Consider the following 16,478-nt stretch of genomic DNA (forward strand, 5'->3'; position numbering starts at 1 on the left):
GGGTTCACTTGCTGATCACACGGGGCTTACTTGGTCTTCAAGCCCTTGCCGACCTCGGGGTCGTCCTCGATCTTGCGGGTGATCACATACTGCTGAACGATCGAGATGCAGTTGTTGCACACCCAGTAGATGACCAGACCTGCAGGGAACCACAGGAAGAAGAAGGTGAAGACGATCGGCAGCATCTTCATGATCTTCGCCTGCATCGGGTCCGGAGGAGTCGGGTTGAGCAGCTGCTGCACGAACATTGATGCCCCCATCAGGATCGGCAGCACAAAGTACGGGTCCTTCACCGACAGATCCTGAATCCACAGCATGAACGGTGCATGGCGCAGCTCGACGGATTCCAGCAGCATCCAGTAAAGCGCGATGAACACCGGCATCTGGATGAGGATCGGCAAACAGCCACCCAGAGGATTGATCTTTTCCTTCTGGTAGAACTTCATCATCTCCTGAGACATCTTCTGGCGATCATCGCCGAAGCGCTCCTTGAGACGCTGCATTTCCGGACCCAGCTTGCGCATGCGTGCCATGGACTTGTAGGCCTTGGCAGACAGCGGCCACAGGGCAGCCTTGACCATGATGGTCAGGATCACGATGGACCAGCCCCAGTTGCCGATCAGGCTGTGGATATGATCCAGCAGCCAGAACAACGGGTTGGCGATAAACCACAGCCAGCCGAAATCGACCGTCAGCTCCAGGTTGGGGGCAACGGCCTCGAGGCGCTCCTGGACCTTGGGGCCCATGTACAGGGTCGCGCCAAGGCTGGCTTCTGCCCCCGGTTCCAGCGTCTGAGACTGACCAGCGAAGGCGGCGACGTTACGGTCCTGACTATCGGTGGCAGCGTAGAAAAGATTGTCCTGCTGCTGCGGCGGCACCCAGGCAGAGGTGAAGTAGTGCTGAATGATGGCGACCCAGCCGCCCTCGACTTCACGATTCTGGAAGTTCCCGGCCTGGATGTCCTCGAAATCGATCTTTTCGTAGCGGTTGTTCGGTGACGAATAGGCAGCACCCAGGAAGGAACGCATGCCCATCTTGGGACCCGTTGAAGGATCGGGGTTGTTGTCCCGTGCCAGTTGCCCGATGAAGCGTGCACTGACGGCGGACTCGCCACCATTGGCCAGCAGGTAGGAGACATTGACCGCATAGTCGTCACGCTTGAAGGTAAAGCGCTTGATGATATCGATGCCGTTGACGGTGGCGGTCATGTCGACTTGCAGGCTGTCCTGGCCATCGACCATGCGATATTCGGTCTTCTCCGGGGCAAAGGCGATGCGGCCGCTGTTGCCATCAAGCTGAAGCCCTGAACGTGCGACGTAGCTCAGCGTGCTGTTGTTGGACAGCAGCACGTAAGGACGATCTCCGTCCTGGCTCATCAGGTGCTGCGGCAAGGCGGCGTAGACGATATCGCCACCTTGAGGATCAATGCGTACGTCGAGCACGTCGGTGATGACCGCGACGAGATCTCGACTATTGGCGGCGGGCTCGCTGCTGCCCGGCAGTTCACTGCCAACATCATTGGCGGAACTGGGTGCCGCGAGGCCTTGAGAAGAAGAAGCGTCGCTGGCATCTGCTGCGTTGCTGGTGATAGCCGGAGCATCGGGAGTGCTCGGCGGCTGACCATAATCCTGGTTCCACTGCACCATGATCAGATAGGCGAGCACCGCCAGGGGTATCAGCAGGAGTAGTCGTTTTACGTCCATGAGGGGTCTGCCCGAAGGGAAGTGAACATGCCGATGGCGTCACGCGAGACGCCTGCGTGAAATACACGAAAGCCTGCCAGAGGCAGGCCAAGATTCGTACGAAGACGTTCCGCGTCGCGAGAGGTGACGTCAAGGGGCCAGGAGAGGGACTCGCTCATGCTCAGACGGAGTGTGGTCGGCATTGCACAGTCTCTCACTACCTAGCTGCGGCGTCGCTGCGGCTCTGGCTGGGCAGCACCGGCCTGGCGAGGATCTTTCGAGAGTCGTGACTTTTCAGCCTCTCGTTCAAGGCGACGCCACATACCGAACAATTGTCGCTGCACGGTATCGTTGTCGGCCTCGTTGATGCCACGTCTGGCCAGCAGGACGATATCCACAGAGGGAAGTCGGTGCTGGGCATGGCGAACGGACTCTCGAGCCAGTCGCTTCAGTCGGTTGCGATCTACCGCTCGGCGTACGTTCTTCTTGCTGAAGACAAGGCCCAGGCGCGGGTGCCCCAGTTCATTGGGAACAGCCAGCGCCATCAGGCCTTTGCCGTGAACCTTGTACACCGCCCCATCAAACACACGGCGGTAGTCCCCGGCAGTCAGCAAGCGGCAGTGCCGGGGAAAGGTCAGACAGGTCACGCAGGACCTGCTTAGGCGCTCAGGCGCTTGCGGCCTTTGGCACGGCGACGTGCCAGAACGGCGCGGCCGTTCTTGGTAGCCATGCGAGCACGGAAGCCGTGCGCGCGCTTGCGCTTGAGAACGCTCGGTTGGAATGTGCGCTTCATAACTCGTTAATCCCACAGTGGTTTTTTGGAACGGATAGACATCCAGAGGCGCCCGGAATCCGCTCGGGCCTCCGGGGGTATTCGGCTCAAGACCGGACATTTTAGTGATTTCAAGCCCCGGGTGCAATCTTTTCACTGAGCGCCCGACATCGAGGAGTGCGCGCCGGTCGCTGGCGATGTGGGGGCTTGTGACTTCACAGAGCAGCGCTTCCTTAACACTACTACTAAAGGAAGTTCTTGACTGATGTTGTGATTATTACTGGGGATAAAGATTGTGGATAAGCCATACAACTATCAACATATCATCATGTTGCGTTGCAAATAAGAATGTGGAGAAGACGTTGAGCAGCTGAGGGCAGCCGGTGCAAGGAAGGTGGACAGGATGCGAGATTATCCACAGCACGGATGATGCGTTCAGCTTGTCCCCGACTCATCATGGGTAGCAAACATGTGTTGTCCACAATGTTTTTCAGGTCCTCAAGTCGTGTGGATAACTCGTTCAGACGCAGCTACAATATGCGGTCGTTCTTCAACCAAGGTAGCTCGCGTGTCGCTCGCTCTCTGGCAACAGTGTCTACAAACCCTTCAGGATGAACTGAGTTCCCAGCAGTTCAACACCTGGATTCGCCCATTGCAGGCGGAAGAAGGGGAGTCCAATCAGCTTCGGCTGCTGGCACCCAATCGCTTTGTGCGCGATTGGGTCAGTGACAAGTATGCAAAGCGAATCAGTGAGTTGATGCGGGAGCTTGCGCCGGCAAAGCCGCCTAAAGTGATGCTCACTGTGGGTAGCCGACGGGCAGCGTCGCCCGCTCCCCAGACGCGGGATCTGGGTGATCCGGTCTCCGCCAGCGCGCCACGTGCCCCAGCGGTGCATACCCCACCCCGTGGCGATGTCGGCGATGAAAGGGAAGTCGATCGGCTGCGGGACGAGGGCAACGACCCGGTGGCGCGCTCCGCTGGAGGGGAGCGTCAGGTACAGGTAGAGGGTAGCCTCAAGCACTCCAGCGGCCTGAACCCCAATTTCACCTTCGAGACCTTCGTCGAGGGCAAGTCAAACCAGCTGGCTCGAGCCGCGTCTCGCCAGGTGTCGGAAAACCCCGGCGGTGCCTACAATCCCTTGTTCCTGTACGGTGGGGTGGGTCTTGGTAAGACACACTTGATGCACGCGGTCGGTAACGCGCTGGCTGGGCGCCGTGAGAACGCCAGAGTGGTGTATCTCCATTCCGAGCGGTTCGTTGCCGATATGGTCAAGGCGCTGCAGCTGAATGCCATCAACGATTTCAAGCGTTTCTATCGTAGTGTCGATGCGCTGTTGATCGATGACATCCAGTTCTTTGCCGGCAAGGAACGCTCCCAGGAAGAATTTTTCCATACCTTCAATGCGCTGCTTGAAGGTGGTCAGCAGATGATTCTGACGTCTGACCGCTATCCCAAGGAGATCAGTGGGGTCGAGGAACGCCTCAAGTCTCGCTTTGGCTGGGGCCTGACGGTTGCCATCGAGCCCCCCGAGCTCGAGACGCGAGTCGCGATCTTGATGAAGAAGGCGGATCAGGCAAAGGTCGACTTGCCCCACGATGCGGCGTTCTTCATTGCCCAGAAGATCCGTTCGAATGTACGCGAGCTGGAAGGTGCCCTGAAGAAAGTCATCGCTGACTCGCACTTCATGGGCAAGCCGATTACCCAGGACTTTATTCGGGAGTCGCTCAAGGATTTGCTGGCCCTCCAGGACAAGCAGGTAGGCGTGGACAATATTCAGCGAACTGTCGCTGAGTATTACAAGATCAAGCTGGCCGACCTTCTGTCGAAGCGACGTTCGCGTTCAGTGGCTCGCCCGCGTCAGGTCGCCATGGCATTGGCCAAGGAGCTGACGAACCATAGCCTGCCCGAAATCGGGGATGCCTTTGGGGGCCGTGACCACACCACCGTGCTGCATGCTTGCCGAAAGGTTCAGGCGTTGCAGGAAGAAAATGCCGACATCCGTGAAGACTACAAGAACCTGCTGCGGTTGCTGACAAGCTGAGGCTGAGTGGCCAACCACGGCATTCAATGCTGTGTCATCACACCCCAGAGGGGTTGCCCGGGGCCATGGATGTATCGATGACGTCTGACCCTGGGCGATACTATGCCACCAAGACACGCAGCGCCTGTGGCGCCGTAGTTATGTCACTGACTGATACCCCGTCTCACTCTCTCGGACAAGAAGTGGAGCCGACATGAAATTTTCCATCTCCCGCGAAGCGCTACTGCGGCCGTTGACGCTGGTCGCCGGCGTGGTCGAGCGTCGGCAGACCTTGCCGGTGCTTTCCAATGTGCTGATCCAGGTCGAGCAAGACGAAGTCGCGCTGACCGGTACCGATCTAGAGGTTGAGCTGGTCGGCCGCACTGTCGCTAGCCAGGTCGACGAGCCCGGCGCGATCACAGTTCCGGCGCGCAAGCTGATGGATATCTGCAAGTCACTACCGGATCAGTCTGAACTTGAGCTGTCCATCGAGGATGGTCGTGCCGTTCTGCGAAGTGGGCGTTCGAGATTTACCTTGTCGACGCTTCCGGTGGCTGAGTTTCCGAATATCGAAGATGGCCAGAGCAGCGTAGAGTTGGCGCTTCCGCGGGGGACGCTCAAGCAGCTTATCGATGCGACCTCATTCGCCATGGCACAGCAGGATGTGCGCTATTACTTGAATGGTCTGCTGCTGGAGTTCGCCCCTAACCTGGTTCGCTCCGTCGCGACCGACGGCCACCGTCTGGCGGTGTGCTCTCGGCCCGCCGACATCCAGGTCAGTGCTTCCCAGAAGCTGATCGTGCCTCGCAAGGGCGTCCTGGAACTGGTGCGTCTATTGGATGACTCGGAAGAGCCCGTCAGTCTGACCCTCGGCTCGACCCATATTCGCGCCCACACCGGTGACTTTACCTTCACCTCCAAGCTGGTAGACGGGAAGTTTCCGGACTATGAGCGAGTGGTCCCGAAGGGCGGTGACAAGGTCTTCATTGCCGAGCGAGCCGAGCTTCGTCAGGTCCTGTCGCGCACCGCGATTCTTTCCAACGAGAAGTATCGTGGCGTTCGTCTGAACCTTGAGGAAGGCAACTTGAGGGTGATGGCCAACAACCCTGAGCAGGAAGAAGCCGAAGAGAACATTGCTATCGAGTACAGCGGACCTGCCATGGAGATCGGCTTTAACGTCGGCTATCTGATCGATGTTCTCAATGCTGTCGGTGAAGACCGGGTGCAGATGACCTTGGGCGACCCTAACAGCAGTGCATTGATGGAAGAGCCGGGTGGTGGTGATGCGCTCTACGTCGTGATGCCGATGCGCCTTTGATGTCATGTGCCGTGCTCAAGGCTGATACATGCCGTTAGACCGTTTGGTGTTTCAGGGCCTGCGTAATCTGCAGGCCCTTGATGTTTTGCCTTCGCCAGGAATCAACTTGATCACTGGCCGGAATGGCAGTGGCAAGACCAGCCTGCTTGAAGGGATTCACCTGCTGGGCATGGGGCGCTCCTTCCGTGCCCGCAAGCTCGCCCAGGTGCTGCATCACGAGGTTGATACGCTCGTCCTGCATGGGCGCCTGGCCGGAGATCCTCCGGTGGCCATCGGACTGCGTCGGTGCCGGCATGAGAGTGAGCTCACCTTGCGTATTGGCGGTGAGCGCGTCGAGCGCCTGTCACAGCTTGTCGAAACGCTCCCCCTCCAGTTGATCAATCCGGATGCATTCCGTTTGTTGGAAGGTCCTCCAGCCGGGCGTCGCGAGTTTCTCGATTGGGGAGTGTTTCACGTGAAACATGACTTTCTGGGAGCCTGGCAGCGCTTTAGACGGGCCTTGAAACATCGGAATGCCCTGCTCAGGCATGGTAGAATGGACGCCCAGACGCTGGCAGTCTGGGAGCATGAGCTGGCAGTTTCAGGGGAGAGGATGGACGCACTGCGCGATGAGTGGGTCGATGCCTTTTCCCCCATCTTCCACGAAACCCTCGAAGGCTTGATTAGCCTGCCGGAATTACGTTTGCGCTACACCCGTGGGTGGGATCGTCAGCGCTCGCTGTCCGAGGTATTGGAAGGTGCCAGGGACACTGATCGTCAGATGGGATTTACCCAGCAGGGTCCGCAGAGAGCTGACCTCTCCATCAGGCTCGGCAAGCGCCCGGCTGTAGAAGTGCTTTCACGAGGACAGCAGAAACTCGTCGTGAGCGCACTCAAGCTTGCACAAGGAAGGATGCTGGAAAGGTTGACGGGGCGAACCTGTCTTTACCTGATCGACGATCTGCCCGCCGAACTGGACCATGACCATCGCAAGGTCTTTTGCCAGTGGCTGGAGCGGATGCGGTGCCAGGCCTTTATTACCAGCGTGGATCACGAGGTGCTGGCCGACCTGTGGCAGCCCGATACACCCTTGGCAATGTTTCACGTGAAACATCTCGCCGATGGACGAGGCCAGCTGCAGGCCATAGACAGACAGACTTCATGACGGAGTGGTCAATGAGCGAACAAGCTTACGACTCATCGAGCATCAAGGTACTGAAAGGCCTGGATGCCGTACGCAAGCGGCCCGGGATGTACATCGGCGATACCGATGATGGTACTGGCCTTCATCACATGGTGTTCGAGCTGGTGGACAACTCCATCGACGAGGCGCTGGCCGGACACTGTAGCGAAATCAAGGTGATCATCCATCCGGATGAGTCCATCACCGTGAGCGATAACGGCCGCGGCATTCCGACGGATATCCACGAAGAGGAAGGCGTGTCCGCTGCAGAGGTCATCATGACGGTCCTGCACGCTGGCGGTAAGTTCGATGACAACTCCTATAAGGTCTCCGGCGGCCTTCACGGCGTAGGCGTGTCTGTTGTCAACGCGTTGTCAGAAGAGCTCAAGCTCACCATCTGGCGCGCTGGGCAGGTGCACGAGCAGGTGTATCGTCACGGTGTGCCTGATGCTCCGCTTAGCGTCGTGGGACAGACCGAGAAGACCGGGTCACGTGTCCACTTCCGCCCGTCGCCTGAGACATTCGGTAATATCGAATTCCATTACGATATCCTGGCCAAGCGTCTGCGCGAGCTGTCCTTCCTGAACTCTGGGGTTGCCATCCGCCTGCTTGATGAACGGAGCGGCAAGGAAGAACTGTTTCACTACGAAGGCGGGCTCAAGGCTTTCGTCGATCACCTCAATACGAACAAGACCGTGCTGAATCCCGTCTTCCACTTCAATGTGGAGCGGGAAGATGGTGTCGCGGTCGAGGTGGCGATGCAGTGGAATGACACCTTTGCCGAGAATATCTTCTGCTATACCAATAACATCCCGCAGCGGGATGGTGGCACGCACCTGGCGGGCTTCCGTGCTTCTTTGACTCGCACACTTAATCATTACATCGAGTCTGAAGGCTTGTTGAAGAAGATGAAGGTCAGCACTTCCGGCGATGATGCCCGGGAGGGTTTGACGGCGATCATCTCGGTCAAGGTACCTGACCCGAAGTTCTCTTCCCAGACAAAGGACAAGCTGGTTTCCTCCGAAGTAAAAACGGCGGTGGAACAGGAGCTTGGAAGATCATTCTCGGAATATCTGGTAGAGCGGCCGAATGAGGCCAAGGCTATCGTCAACAAGATGCTTGACGCTGCCCGGGCCCGAGAGGCTGCACGTAAGGCCCGCGATATGACTCGCCGCAAGGGCGCGCTGGATATCGCTGGCCTACCCGGCAAGTTGGCAGACTGCCAGGAGAAGGATCCCGGCCTGTCTGAACTCTACCTGGTAGAGGGTGACTCTGCCGGTGGCAGCGCCAAGCAAGGGCGTGATCGACGCACCCAGGCCATCCTGCCGCTGAAGGGCAAGATTCTTAACGTCGAGAAAGCACGTTTCGACAAGATGTTGTCCTCCGCCGAGGTGGGTACGCTGATCACCGCGCTTGGCTGCGGTATCGGGCGTGAGGAGTTCAACCCAGATAAGCTGCGTTATCACTCGATCATCATCATGACCGACGCCGATGTGGATGGATCGCACATCCGTACGCTGCTGTTGACGTTCTTCTTCCGGCAGATGGCCGAGCTGATCGAGCGTGGTCATGTCTTTATTGCTCAGCCGCCGCTGTACAAGATCAAGCGCGGCAAGCAAGAGCTCTACCTCAAGGATGAGCAGGCGATGACTGACTACCTGACCACGACAGCGCTGGATGGTGCGCGTCTGTGTGTCAGCGAGGATGCCCCGGGCATTACTGGCGCTCAACTTGAAACTCTGGTGAATCAGTATCGTGACGTGATGAAGCGGATCGATCGTCTGTCCAGGGTCTATCCCAGCGAGGTGCTGCGCAAGATTGTGCACGCGGCCAAGCTCGACGGTGAAAACAGTCTGCGTGACAGAGTTACCATGCAGAACTGGATCGAGCACCTGCAGAAGGAAATGGATGACCTGGTCGCCTATGAAGGTGGCCCGCGTTATACCTTCTCGCTCCAGGAAGATGACGAAAGGGGAGTCTTCCTGCCTGCCGTGACGCTGATCGCTCACGGTGTAACCACCGACTATGTGTGGGGACTCGACTTCTTCACCAGCGCTGACTACAAGGCCATTGCAGGCCTGGGTGAGACTCTGGAAGGGCTGCTTGAAGAGGGGGCGTACGTGGCACGGGGTGAGCGCAAGAAGCCCGTGAAGACCTTCTATGAGGCGCTGGACTGGCTGATGCATGAATCCCAGCGTGGCCTTTCTATTCAGCGCTACAAAGGTCTGGGGGAGATGAACCCGGAACAGCTTTGGGAAACCACGATGGATCCCAACACCCGCCGCATGTTGCGTGTGTCGATCGAGGATGCCGTGGCGGCGGACATGATGTTCAACACCCTGATGGGCGATGAGGTCGAGCCACGCCGTGACTTCATCGAGCGCAATGCACTGGTGGCCAACCTGGACGTGTAGATAGTCCAGTTGGAGCATGGTGGCTTCGATGTTTCACGTGAAACATCGTCCCAGGAAGAGCCCGATCTGTTCTCAGGTCGGGCTTTTTCGTGAGCGATGGATAAAACTTGCCGGGATGCATGTTGCAGAGTCGCGGTGAAGAGCCCGGATGACGAACCCTTGACCGGACATTTTAGATCAAGCCTCCCAGATCAATTTCCCTGTGGACAGCGTCTGGAGGCGCGATTGAAGCCAATTGATATACATAGTGTTTCCTGGATCCCAGCTGTGGATAACGTTGCGCGTAAAACGTCTGTTGATGCCTTTTTCGGAACGCGCCTGTGAATAATATTTCTAGATAGCGTATGCCTTCTGTGGGTTGTGTCCCGATGTGGCGGTGGCACCCTCTTCAAGGGAAGGGAAGGGAAGGGAAGGGAAGGGAAGGGAAGGGAAGGGAAGGGAAGGGAAGGGAAGAGGAGAGGAGAAAAGAATAGCGGAGCGCGTTGATGGCAAGCCGCCAGGGGAGGAGCAAGCTGTTTACGCTAACAGAAGAGATGGGGTGAAAACCCCTGAGAAGATGGACCTGGCAACGTTAAATGGTAACGTGGGCTGCGCTGGCTTTGCCACGATGATGTTTCATAACTCATTGAATTCACGAAGGTGACGCCAATTTACTGCGCGTACTTTTGCAGAAATTTGAAGGGTGCACCAGAGAGACACCAGGATCCGTTCTACGCCGACATGTTTCACGTGAAACATCGATATGATCGAATGCCAGCGATAAATGACGGCGATTGGGCGCGGGATATGCCTTCTTGCGGGTGCCCTATAGACTGCACTCATGGGTGAGTCAGACCGGTATCTACGGATCTCAAAGGACTACAACGTTCTACGCAGGCATGTCCGCGCTTCGATGACAGCTAGTCTGATACCGCACATGCCGAGAACCGAGCAGCCGTGTAGTGCATGCACAAACTGTCCGGCCTCTTTTACATGTTCTGTGGCTCAGTCGGCGTGATGGGTCGCAGATAGCAACACGTCGACGAAGTGGGCGAGGTCGTCATAGACCGTAACGTGACTCGTCGCTGCCTGAAGCTCCGGGTGCTTAGCAAGCGTCCGCTCACCCTTACCGGTGCGGACCAAGGCCTGGCGACAGCCCACCGCGTCGCCCGCCTGAAGATCACGCAGGCTATCACCTACCATCCAGCACCCTCTCAGGGTTTCCAAGCCTAATGCCGACTGGATTTGCAGGAGCAGACCCGGTAGTGGCTTGCGGCAGTCGCACTGGTCGGTGTCGACGTGGGGGCAGTAGGCAATATGGTCAATGTTGCCGCCCTGAGCTTCAACCAGAGAGGTCATCCGCGCATGCATCAGCTCGAGAGTCGCGACATCATAATATCCTCTGCCGATGCCTGACTGGTTGGTAGCAACGGCAACTTGCCAGCCCGCCTGTGTCAGACGTGCGATAGCCGAAATGGCCGTTGGATAAGCCACCCACTCATCCAGTGATTTGATGTAGTTGTCGGAGTCACGGTTGATCACTCCGTCACGATCGAGAATGACGAGTCCCTGGGGCATATCGGAGTCTGCTGGAAGTAGTGTGTGGATGGCGAGTGCTGAGCAGGATCACAGCAGTGTAGAGCGATGTTTCACGTGAAACAATCACCGCAATGCCGTTGTCGTCGGGTGGCTTCTCACTAGCTGTCATGCTGCAGGGGACGATACGTTGAGTGATTCAGCGCCGTGCGCAAGAACTCAATGAACAGGCGGGCACGGAGGGGAGGATGACGATTTGGCGTGAGAGCATGCACGCTGATATCCGGTAGCGACCAGTCAGCAAGAACCCTCGTCAGGCGTCCCTGTTCCATCTGGTTCTGAACGATCGCTCTGGACGTGTGCAGGATACCGAGGCCAGCTTCGGCAGCGATAACGAGTGCATGTCCATAGTTGGAACGGAAGCTTCCTCGAATAGGGAGGCTGTGGACGTCCTCCCCCCTACGCATGCGCCATCGCTGAATGCCCTGGAACCGCGTGTAGTGAAGGCAGTTGTGCTCGAGCAGATCAAGCGGATGCAAGGGCGTTCGATAGCGCTGCAGGTAATGGGGCGATGCCACCAGAAGCCGTTCGTCAGAGGCGAGGGGGAAGGCGACGAGTCTTGAATCCTCGAGAGATCCAACCCGAACGGCCAGGTCATGACCTGATTCCAGAATATCGACAAAACGATCATCGAAGTCTGCTTCCAGACGGATATCCGGGTATCTGATGAGAAAGTCGGGAAGGATCGGCGCAATGTGCAGGCGACCGAAGTTGACGGGGAGTGAGACTCTCAGCGTTCCCGCAGGATGATCTTGCTGGCCCTTGAGGGACTGTTCGGCGTTTTCCAGTATGCCGAGGGCCGGTACCGCCTGCTCCAGGTAGGCATGGCCCGCGTCGGTCAGGGTCACGCGCCGAGTTGTCCTTAGCAGCAGCGGGACACCAAGGCGATCTTCCAAGGCATCTAGTCGACGGCTGATCGCTCCACTGGTGAGGTTGAGGTGCTCTCCTGCAGCTCTGAGCGAACCATGCCGTGCCACCTCGAGAAGTGCGATAAGGCCAGACAGTTGGGTGTCATGGTGAGACGGCATCGGAGTCTTCCTGGGACAGGGGGCCTTCGTCGACCGACGAGGTATTCTCTGATTCTTGAGTGTAGCGCAACACGCGTTTGCGGATGCTTCGATGGTGCTGGTCAATGTTGTCCCTGATGCTTAACGCTTCCAGGAATGAGGGGAGTAAGGTGATGACCATGACAGAGAGTGGGGGAGCAGGAGTTTCCGTCAAAGCACTTCGCTCAGTACGCACGGGGCCCGAGGGGGTAAAGGCGCAATATGACGCTCGTGCAGTACTGAGGCCGGATGAGGTGCGAATTCGAGTCGCTGCGGCAGGGGTCAACTTTCGTGATGTGGCGCTTCAGGCAGGGAACTACCTGCCAAATATGCGCCGCCCCTATATTCCTCTGTCAGAAGGGGCGGGCGTCGTCATCGAGACCGGAGCCGAGGTCGATGACTTGAAGGATGGCGATGCCGTGCTTGGGCACTATGTGGTGGACTGGCAGTCAGGGTCCTTCCGTCCCGCATTTCACGACTCCAAGGTGGGTGGGCCAAGTGACGGTTGGCTGGCGGAGGAAGTGGTGATGCCGCGTCGCGCGCTGCTGCGCGTACCGGTGGGGTGGCGCCTGGAGCAGGCGGCGGCACTGGCCATCTCTGGCGTCACTGCCTGGAGAGCGTTACGAGGGCTCGTTGGGCTGGAAGGGCAGCATGTACTGTTGCCCGGAACTGGCAATGTCTCACTGCAGGCGCTTGAACTTGCTGCGTCCGGCGGGGCGCGAGCGTTGGTCGTCACCTCGAGACCGGAGCTATCCCCACAACTTGTGGCCATGGGAGCGGCTGCTGTGATCCATCGTCACCAGGACAGCGACGATCTGGTGGAGAGTATCCTGTCAGCCTCGGATGGCCAGGGTGTGGACGTCGCGTTGGATACGGTGGGCGGCCAGTTCTTGGTAGACATTATCTTGCCATCGATGGCGACCAATGGCCGCGTTGCCTTGCTGGGTTTCCTTGAAGGCAGCAACGTTCGCGGTGACGTTATTGGTCCTGCTATCCGAAAGCTGCTCCAGTTTGAAGGCATCAGTGTGGGTAGCCGGTTGGATTTCGAGCGCCTACTGGATCACATGCAACGCCATCACTTGCGTCCTAGAATTGGGCGACGTACACCTTGGAGTCGCTGGTCGGAGGTGTTTCGAGGGGCTGAGAGGAGCGATGGTACCGATTCTCGGGGATCGCTTGGCAAGCACGTGGTGATCGTCGATGAAGAGCTAGCCACACGGACGGTGTCCTGACGTTCCGTCAGAGTTGGCGGTCAGCTCTGCCGAGGAGGAACCACCTCTGGCGAAAAGGCGATGTTTCACGTGAAACATTGTCAGCCCTTATGTCCTGTATTCAGCCCCTGAGCGGTACCTTCCTTCCCGCTGGCGAAGGACATGAGAAAGGCCGACCCATGTTGGGTCGGCCTTTGCCGAAACTATCAAGCGAGAACAGCGTCCTGCTATTGCTGAAGCTCCGCGATGTCGGCAACTTCCAAGAACAGCGCCTGCAGGCTTGCAAGCAGAGCCAGGCGATTGGCGCGAACGGCTTCGTCGTCGGCCATGACCATCACCTGATCAAAGAAGGCATCCACCGGGGCTCTTAGGCTTGCCAGCACATCAAGGGCATCGCTGTAGCGCGCCTGCTGGAACAGCGGGGTGACTTCACTATCACAGGTACTGACAGCACGCTGCAGTGCCTTCTCTGCGTCTTCGCTGAGAAGGCTCTCGTCCACTGACACGCTACCATCGTGCTGCTGCTTGCTCAGGATATTGCTGACGCGCTTGTTGGCTGCGGCCAGTGCCGCGGCCTCGTCACGGCCGGCAAAATGCGCCACGGCGCGCAGACGGCGGGCAAAGTCCAGGGGACGAGTCACCGGGCGGGCACGCACGGCCAGGTACACTTCTGCACCAATGCCTTCGTCCTGGGCCCAGGCACGGAAGCGGTCGAGCATATAGCCCAGCACGTCCTCTACCAGACCCTCGGCCTTGGGCAGCGAAGCGTGCTGTGCCACCGCCAGTTCCAGCAGCTCGCGTAGATCAAGATTGAGCTCGCCCTTGACCATGATGTTCAGCACGCCGATGGAGGCACGGCGAAGCGCGAAAGGATCCTTGGTGCCACTGGGACGCTGCCCAATGCCAAAGATGCCGGTGATGGTATCCAGTCGATCAGCGATCGCCAGCGCCTTGCCGGTCAGAGTGGCAGGAATGGCATCCGATGCGAAGCGGGGCAGGTACTGCTCCTCAAGAGCCTGGGCGACCTCCGGGTCTTCCCCATCATTTTGCGCATAGTAGCGGCCCATGATGCCCTGGAGCTCCGGAAACTCGAGGACCATCTCGGTGACCAGGTCACACTTGGCAAGGGTGGTGGCTCGGCGTGCACGTGAGGCATCGCCGCCAATCTGGCCGGCAATGTGAGCGGCGACCTCGGCGCTGCGGGCGGCCTTGTCGGCCAGGGTGCCCAGCTGCTTCTGGAAGACCACGTTGGCCAGGCCATCGATCCGGTTGGCCAGGGGCTGCTTGCGATCGGTGTCGTAGAAGAAGGCGGCATCCGCCAAGCGCGGACGGATGACCTTCTCGTTGCCCGCGATGACCTTGTCCGGCTCGCGGCTGTCAATGTTGGACACCGTGATGAAGGCGGGCTTCAGCTTGCCTTCATCATCAAGCAGGTGGAAGTACTTCTGGTTGGCCTTCATGGAGGAAATCAGGCATTCGGCGGGGACGTCGAGGAAGCGCTCATCGAAGCTGCCGGTCAACGCCACTGGCCATTCCACCAGGCCACTGACTTCCATGAGCAGGTCTTCGTCGATCACCGCGGTGGCTTCGAGCAACTCGGCTTCGGCCAGCACCTGTTCGCGGATGCGTTCGCGGCGCCGGGTCCGATCGGCGAGCACCCAGGCATCCTCGAGCGCCTGCAGATAGTCGTCAGCATGCCCCAGGCTGATGGCTTCCGGGGCATGGAAACGGTGTCCACGAGTGTCGCGACCTGCCTCAAGTCCAAGTACGGTAGCCGGTACGACCTCGTCACCGTACAGCGCCACCAGCCAGTGCACCGGGCGGGAAAATTCTACGCGAGAAGCGCCCCAGCGCATGTTCTTGGGAACCGGCAACGCCAACACGGCCTTGTCGATGATGGCGGGCAGCAGGGCAACCGTGCTTTCCCCCTGCTGCTGTTCACGAAAGCCGAGCCAGGTGCCCTTGTCGGTTTCAAGATGAATCAGCTGGTCCACCTCGACCCCACAGGAACGTGCGAAGCCCTGAGCAGCCTTGGTCGGCTCACCGTCCTTGAACGCTGCAGCGAGAGCGGGGCCGCGCTTCTCGATCTCACGGTCGGGCTGCTTGTCGGCCAGGGCTTCCACCGTCACGGCCAGCCGTCGTGGTGAGGCGTAGGCGGCGATCGCCTGAAAGTCGACGTCGGCATCGACCAGGCCGCGGCGGATGCCTTCGGCGAAGGCATCGGAAAGGGTGTCGATGGCTCCGGGCGGAAGTTCTTCCACACCGAGTTCAACCAGGAGGGTATGGGCAGCCATGCTTATGCGTCTCCCTGGGCGGCAAGGGGTTCGTCGTCGAGAAGTTCACGCCGTAGTGCTTCCGGCGCCAGCGGGAAGCCGGCTGCCTTGCGTGAGGCGTAGTAAGCGTGGGCCACGTCACGGGCCATGGTGCGCACGCGCAGGATATAGCGCTGGCGTTCGGTGACCGAGATGGCGTGACGGGCGTCGAGCAGGTTGAAGGTATGAGAGGCCTTCAGCACTTGCTCGTAGGCCGGCAGCGGAAGGTTGGCTGCCAGCAGCTTCTGGCACTCGCTTTCCTGATGGTCGAAGTTGCCGAACAGGGCGGGCACGTCGGCGTGCTCGAAATTGTAGGTCGACTGTTCGCGCTCGTTCTGCAGATAGACGTCGCCATAGCTGACGCGTGTGCCGTCCGGGGCAATGGCCCATACCAGGTCGTAGACGCTGTCCACGTCCTGCAGGTACATGGCGATACGTTCGAGACCGTAGGTCAGCTCACCGGTAACCGGGAAGCACTCGATGCCACCAGCCTGTTGGAAGTAGGTGAACTGGGTCACTTCCATGCCATTGAGCCAGACTTCCCAGCCGAGGCCCCAGGCACCCAGGGTGGGGGACTCCCAGTTGTCTTCGACGAAGCGAATGTCATGCACCAGGGGGTCGATGCCAAGTCGCTCCAGCGAACCCAGGTAGAGCTCCTGAAGATTGGCCGGGGACGGCTTCATGACCACCTGAAACTGGTAGTAGTGCTGCAGGCGATTGGGGTTTTCGCCGTAGCGGCCATCGGTGGGTCGGCGTGACGGTTGAACGTACGCGGAGTTCCAGGTTTCGGGTCCGATGGAGCGCAGGAAGGTCGCCGGGTGAAAGGTGCCCGCACCGACTTCCATGTCCAGCGGCTGCATGATCACGCAGCCCTGTTCGGCCCAGTACTGTTGCAGGGCAAGGATCAGGCCCTGGAAGGTTGCCACGTCTGGCGTCGACTGTGTCATTGGGAAGCACCGTTGGCCA

The 16,478-nt window shown here is 58.9% G+C and carries 12 protein-coding genes; 5 read left to right on the plus strand and 7 right to left on the minus strand.

Annotated elements, in window-relative coordinates:
* Positions 1-26: 26 nt before the first annotated feature.
* The 3 genes from yidC to rpmH form a co-directional block, all read right to left on the minus strand.
* Positions 27-1,703: a membrane protein insertase YidC gene (gene yidC, locus KUV41_RS17755; protein WP_222486907.1), complete on the minus strand. Its 1,677-nt coding sequence runs from the start codon at positions 1,701-1,703 to the stop codon at positions 27-29.
* Positions 1,704-1,903: 200 nt separating this feature from the next.
* Positions 1,904-2,329, minus strand: a complete 426-nt coding sequence (rnpA, locus tag KUV41_RS17760; RefSeq protein ID WP_206942095.1) for a ribonuclease P protein component — start codon at positions 2,327-2,329, stop codon at positions 1,904-1,906.
* Positions 2,330-2,340: 11 nt separating this feature from the next.
* Positions 2,341-2,475: a 50S ribosomal protein L34 gene (rpmH, locus tag KUV41_RS17765; RefSeq protein ID WP_008959105.1), complete on the minus strand. Its 135-nt coding sequence runs from the start codon at positions 2,473-2,475 to the stop codon at positions 2,341-2,343.
* 547 nt (positions 2,476-3,022) lie between these two features.
* On the opposite strand from rpmH, the gene dnaA reads away from it, so the two are divergent.
* The 4 genes from dnaA to gyrB all read left to right on the plus strand — a co-directional run bounded on the left by dnaA (position 3,023) and on the right by gyrB (position 9,368).
* Positions 3,023-4,495 carry a chromosomal replication initiator protein DnaA gene (gene dnaA, locus KUV41_RS17770; RefSeq protein ID WP_222484262.1) on the plus strand — a complete coding sequence of 491 codons (1,473 nt, stop codon included), beginning with the start codon at positions 3,023-3,025 and terminating at the stop codon, positions 4,493-4,495.
* Positions 4,496-4,688: 193 nt separating this feature from the next.
* Complete coding sequence (gene dnaN / locus KUV41_RS17775) at positions 4,689-5,792, plus strand: DNA polymerase III subunit beta (RefSeq protein ID WP_206942097.1); 1,104 nt, start codon at positions 4,689-4,691, stop codon at positions 5,790-5,792.
* 28 nt (positions 5,793-5,820) lie between these two features.
* A complete protein-coding gene (gene recF, locus KUV41_RS17780) occupies positions 5,821-6,936 on the plus strand; it encodes a DNA replication/repair protein RecF (protein ID WP_222162268.1) in 1,116 nt (371 codons plus the stop codon).
* Between the two features lie 11 nt (positions 6,937-6,947).
* The gene (gyrB, locus tag KUV41_RS17785; protein WP_206942100.1) at positions 6,948-9,368 is read left to right on the plus strand and encodes a DNA topoisomerase (ATP-hydrolyzing) subunit B; all 2,421 of its coding nucleotides are present in this window, start codon (positions 6,948-6,950) and stop codon (positions 9,366-9,368) included.
* Between the two features lie 984 nt (positions 9,369-10,352).
* Here gyrB and gmhB read toward each other — a convergent pair.
* Both gmhB and KUV41_RS17795 read right to left on the minus strand, forming a co-directional pair.
* Complete coding sequence (gene gmhB / locus KUV41_RS17790) at positions 10,353-10,925, minus strand: D-glycero-beta-D-manno-heptose 1,7-bisphosphate 7-phosphatase (protein WP_222162267.1); 573 nt, start codon at positions 10,923-10,925, stop codon at positions 10,353-10,355.
* Positions 10,926-11,044: 119 nt separating this feature from the next.
* Positions 11,045-11,971 (minus strand): LysR family transcriptional regulator, encoded by a 927-nt coding sequence (locus KUV41_RS17795; protein WP_206942102.1) that lies wholly within the window; start codon positions 11,969-11,971, stop codon positions 11,045-11,047.
* Between the two features lie 152 nt (positions 11,972-12,123).
* Here KUV41_RS17795 and KUV41_RS17800 point away from each other — a divergent pair, with 152 nt between their 5' ends.
* Positions 12,124-13,221 (plus strand): alcohol dehydrogenase catalytic domain-containing protein, encoded by a 1,098-nt coding sequence (locus KUV41_RS17800; RefSeq protein WP_222486908.1) that lies wholly within the window; start codon positions 12,124-12,126, stop codon positions 13,219-13,221.
* A 206-nt stretch (positions 13,222-13,427) separates the two neighbouring features.
* Here KUV41_RS17800 and glyS read toward each other — a convergent pair whose 3' ends face one another.
* Complete coding sequence (glyS, locus tag KUV41_RS17805) at positions 13,428-15,494, minus strand: glycine--tRNA ligase subunit beta (protein WP_222486909.1); 2,067 nt, start codon at positions 15,492-15,494, stop codon at positions 13,428-13,430.
* 2 nt (positions 15,495-15,496) lie between these two features.
* Positions 15,497-16,459, minus strand: coding sequence for a glycine--tRNA ligase subunit alpha (gene glyQ / locus KUV41_RS17810; protein WP_206942105.1), 963 nt, complete (start codon positions 16,457-16,459; stop codon positions 15,497-15,499).
* Positions 16,460-16,478 lie beyond the last annotated feature (19 nt).

Source organism: Halomonas sp. DP8Y7-1, assembly GCF_019801685.1.
Lineage (GTDB): Bacteria > Pseudomonadota > Gammaproteobacteria > Pseudomonadales > Halomonadaceae > Halomonas > Halomonas litopenaei_A.

Coding starts and splice junctions, on each gene's coding strand:
- KUV41_RS17800 (WP_222486908.1), top strand. CDS start 12,124: ATGACCATGACAGAGAGTGGGGGAGCAGGAGTTTCCGTCAAAGCACTT.
- yidC (WP_222486907.1), bottom strand. CDS start 1,703: ATGGACGTAAAACGACTACTCCTGCTGATACCCCTGGCGGTGCTCGCC.
- rpmH (WP_008959105.1), bottom strand. CDS start 2,475: ATGAAGCGCACATTCCAACCGAGCGTTCTCAAGCGCAAGCGCGCGCAC.
- dnaN (WP_206942097.1), top strand. CDS start 4,689: ATGAAATTTTCCATCTCCCGCGAAGCGCTACTGCGGCCGTTGACGCTG.
- glyQ (WP_206942105.1), bottom strand. CDS start 16,459: ATGACACAGTCGACGCCAGACGTGGCAACCTTCCAGGGCCTGATCCTT.
- glyS (WP_222486909.1), bottom strand. CDS start 15,494: ATGGCTGCCCATACCCTCCTGGTTGAACTCGGTGTGGAAGAACTTCCG.
- gyrB (WP_206942100.1), top strand. CDS start 6,948: ATGAGCGAACAAGCTTACGACTCATCGAGCATCAAGGTACTGAAAGGC.
- gmhB (WP_222162267.1), bottom strand. CDS start 10,925: ATGCCCCAGGGACTCGTCATTCTCGATCGTGACGGAGTGATCAACCGT.
- KUV41_RS17795 (WP_206942102.1), bottom strand. CDS start 11,971: ATGCCGTCTCACCATGACACCCAACTGTCTGGCCTTATCGCACTTCTC.
- recF (WP_222162268.1), top strand. CDS start 5,821: ATGCCGTTAGACCGTTTGGTGTTTCAGGGCCTGCGTAATCTGCAGGCC.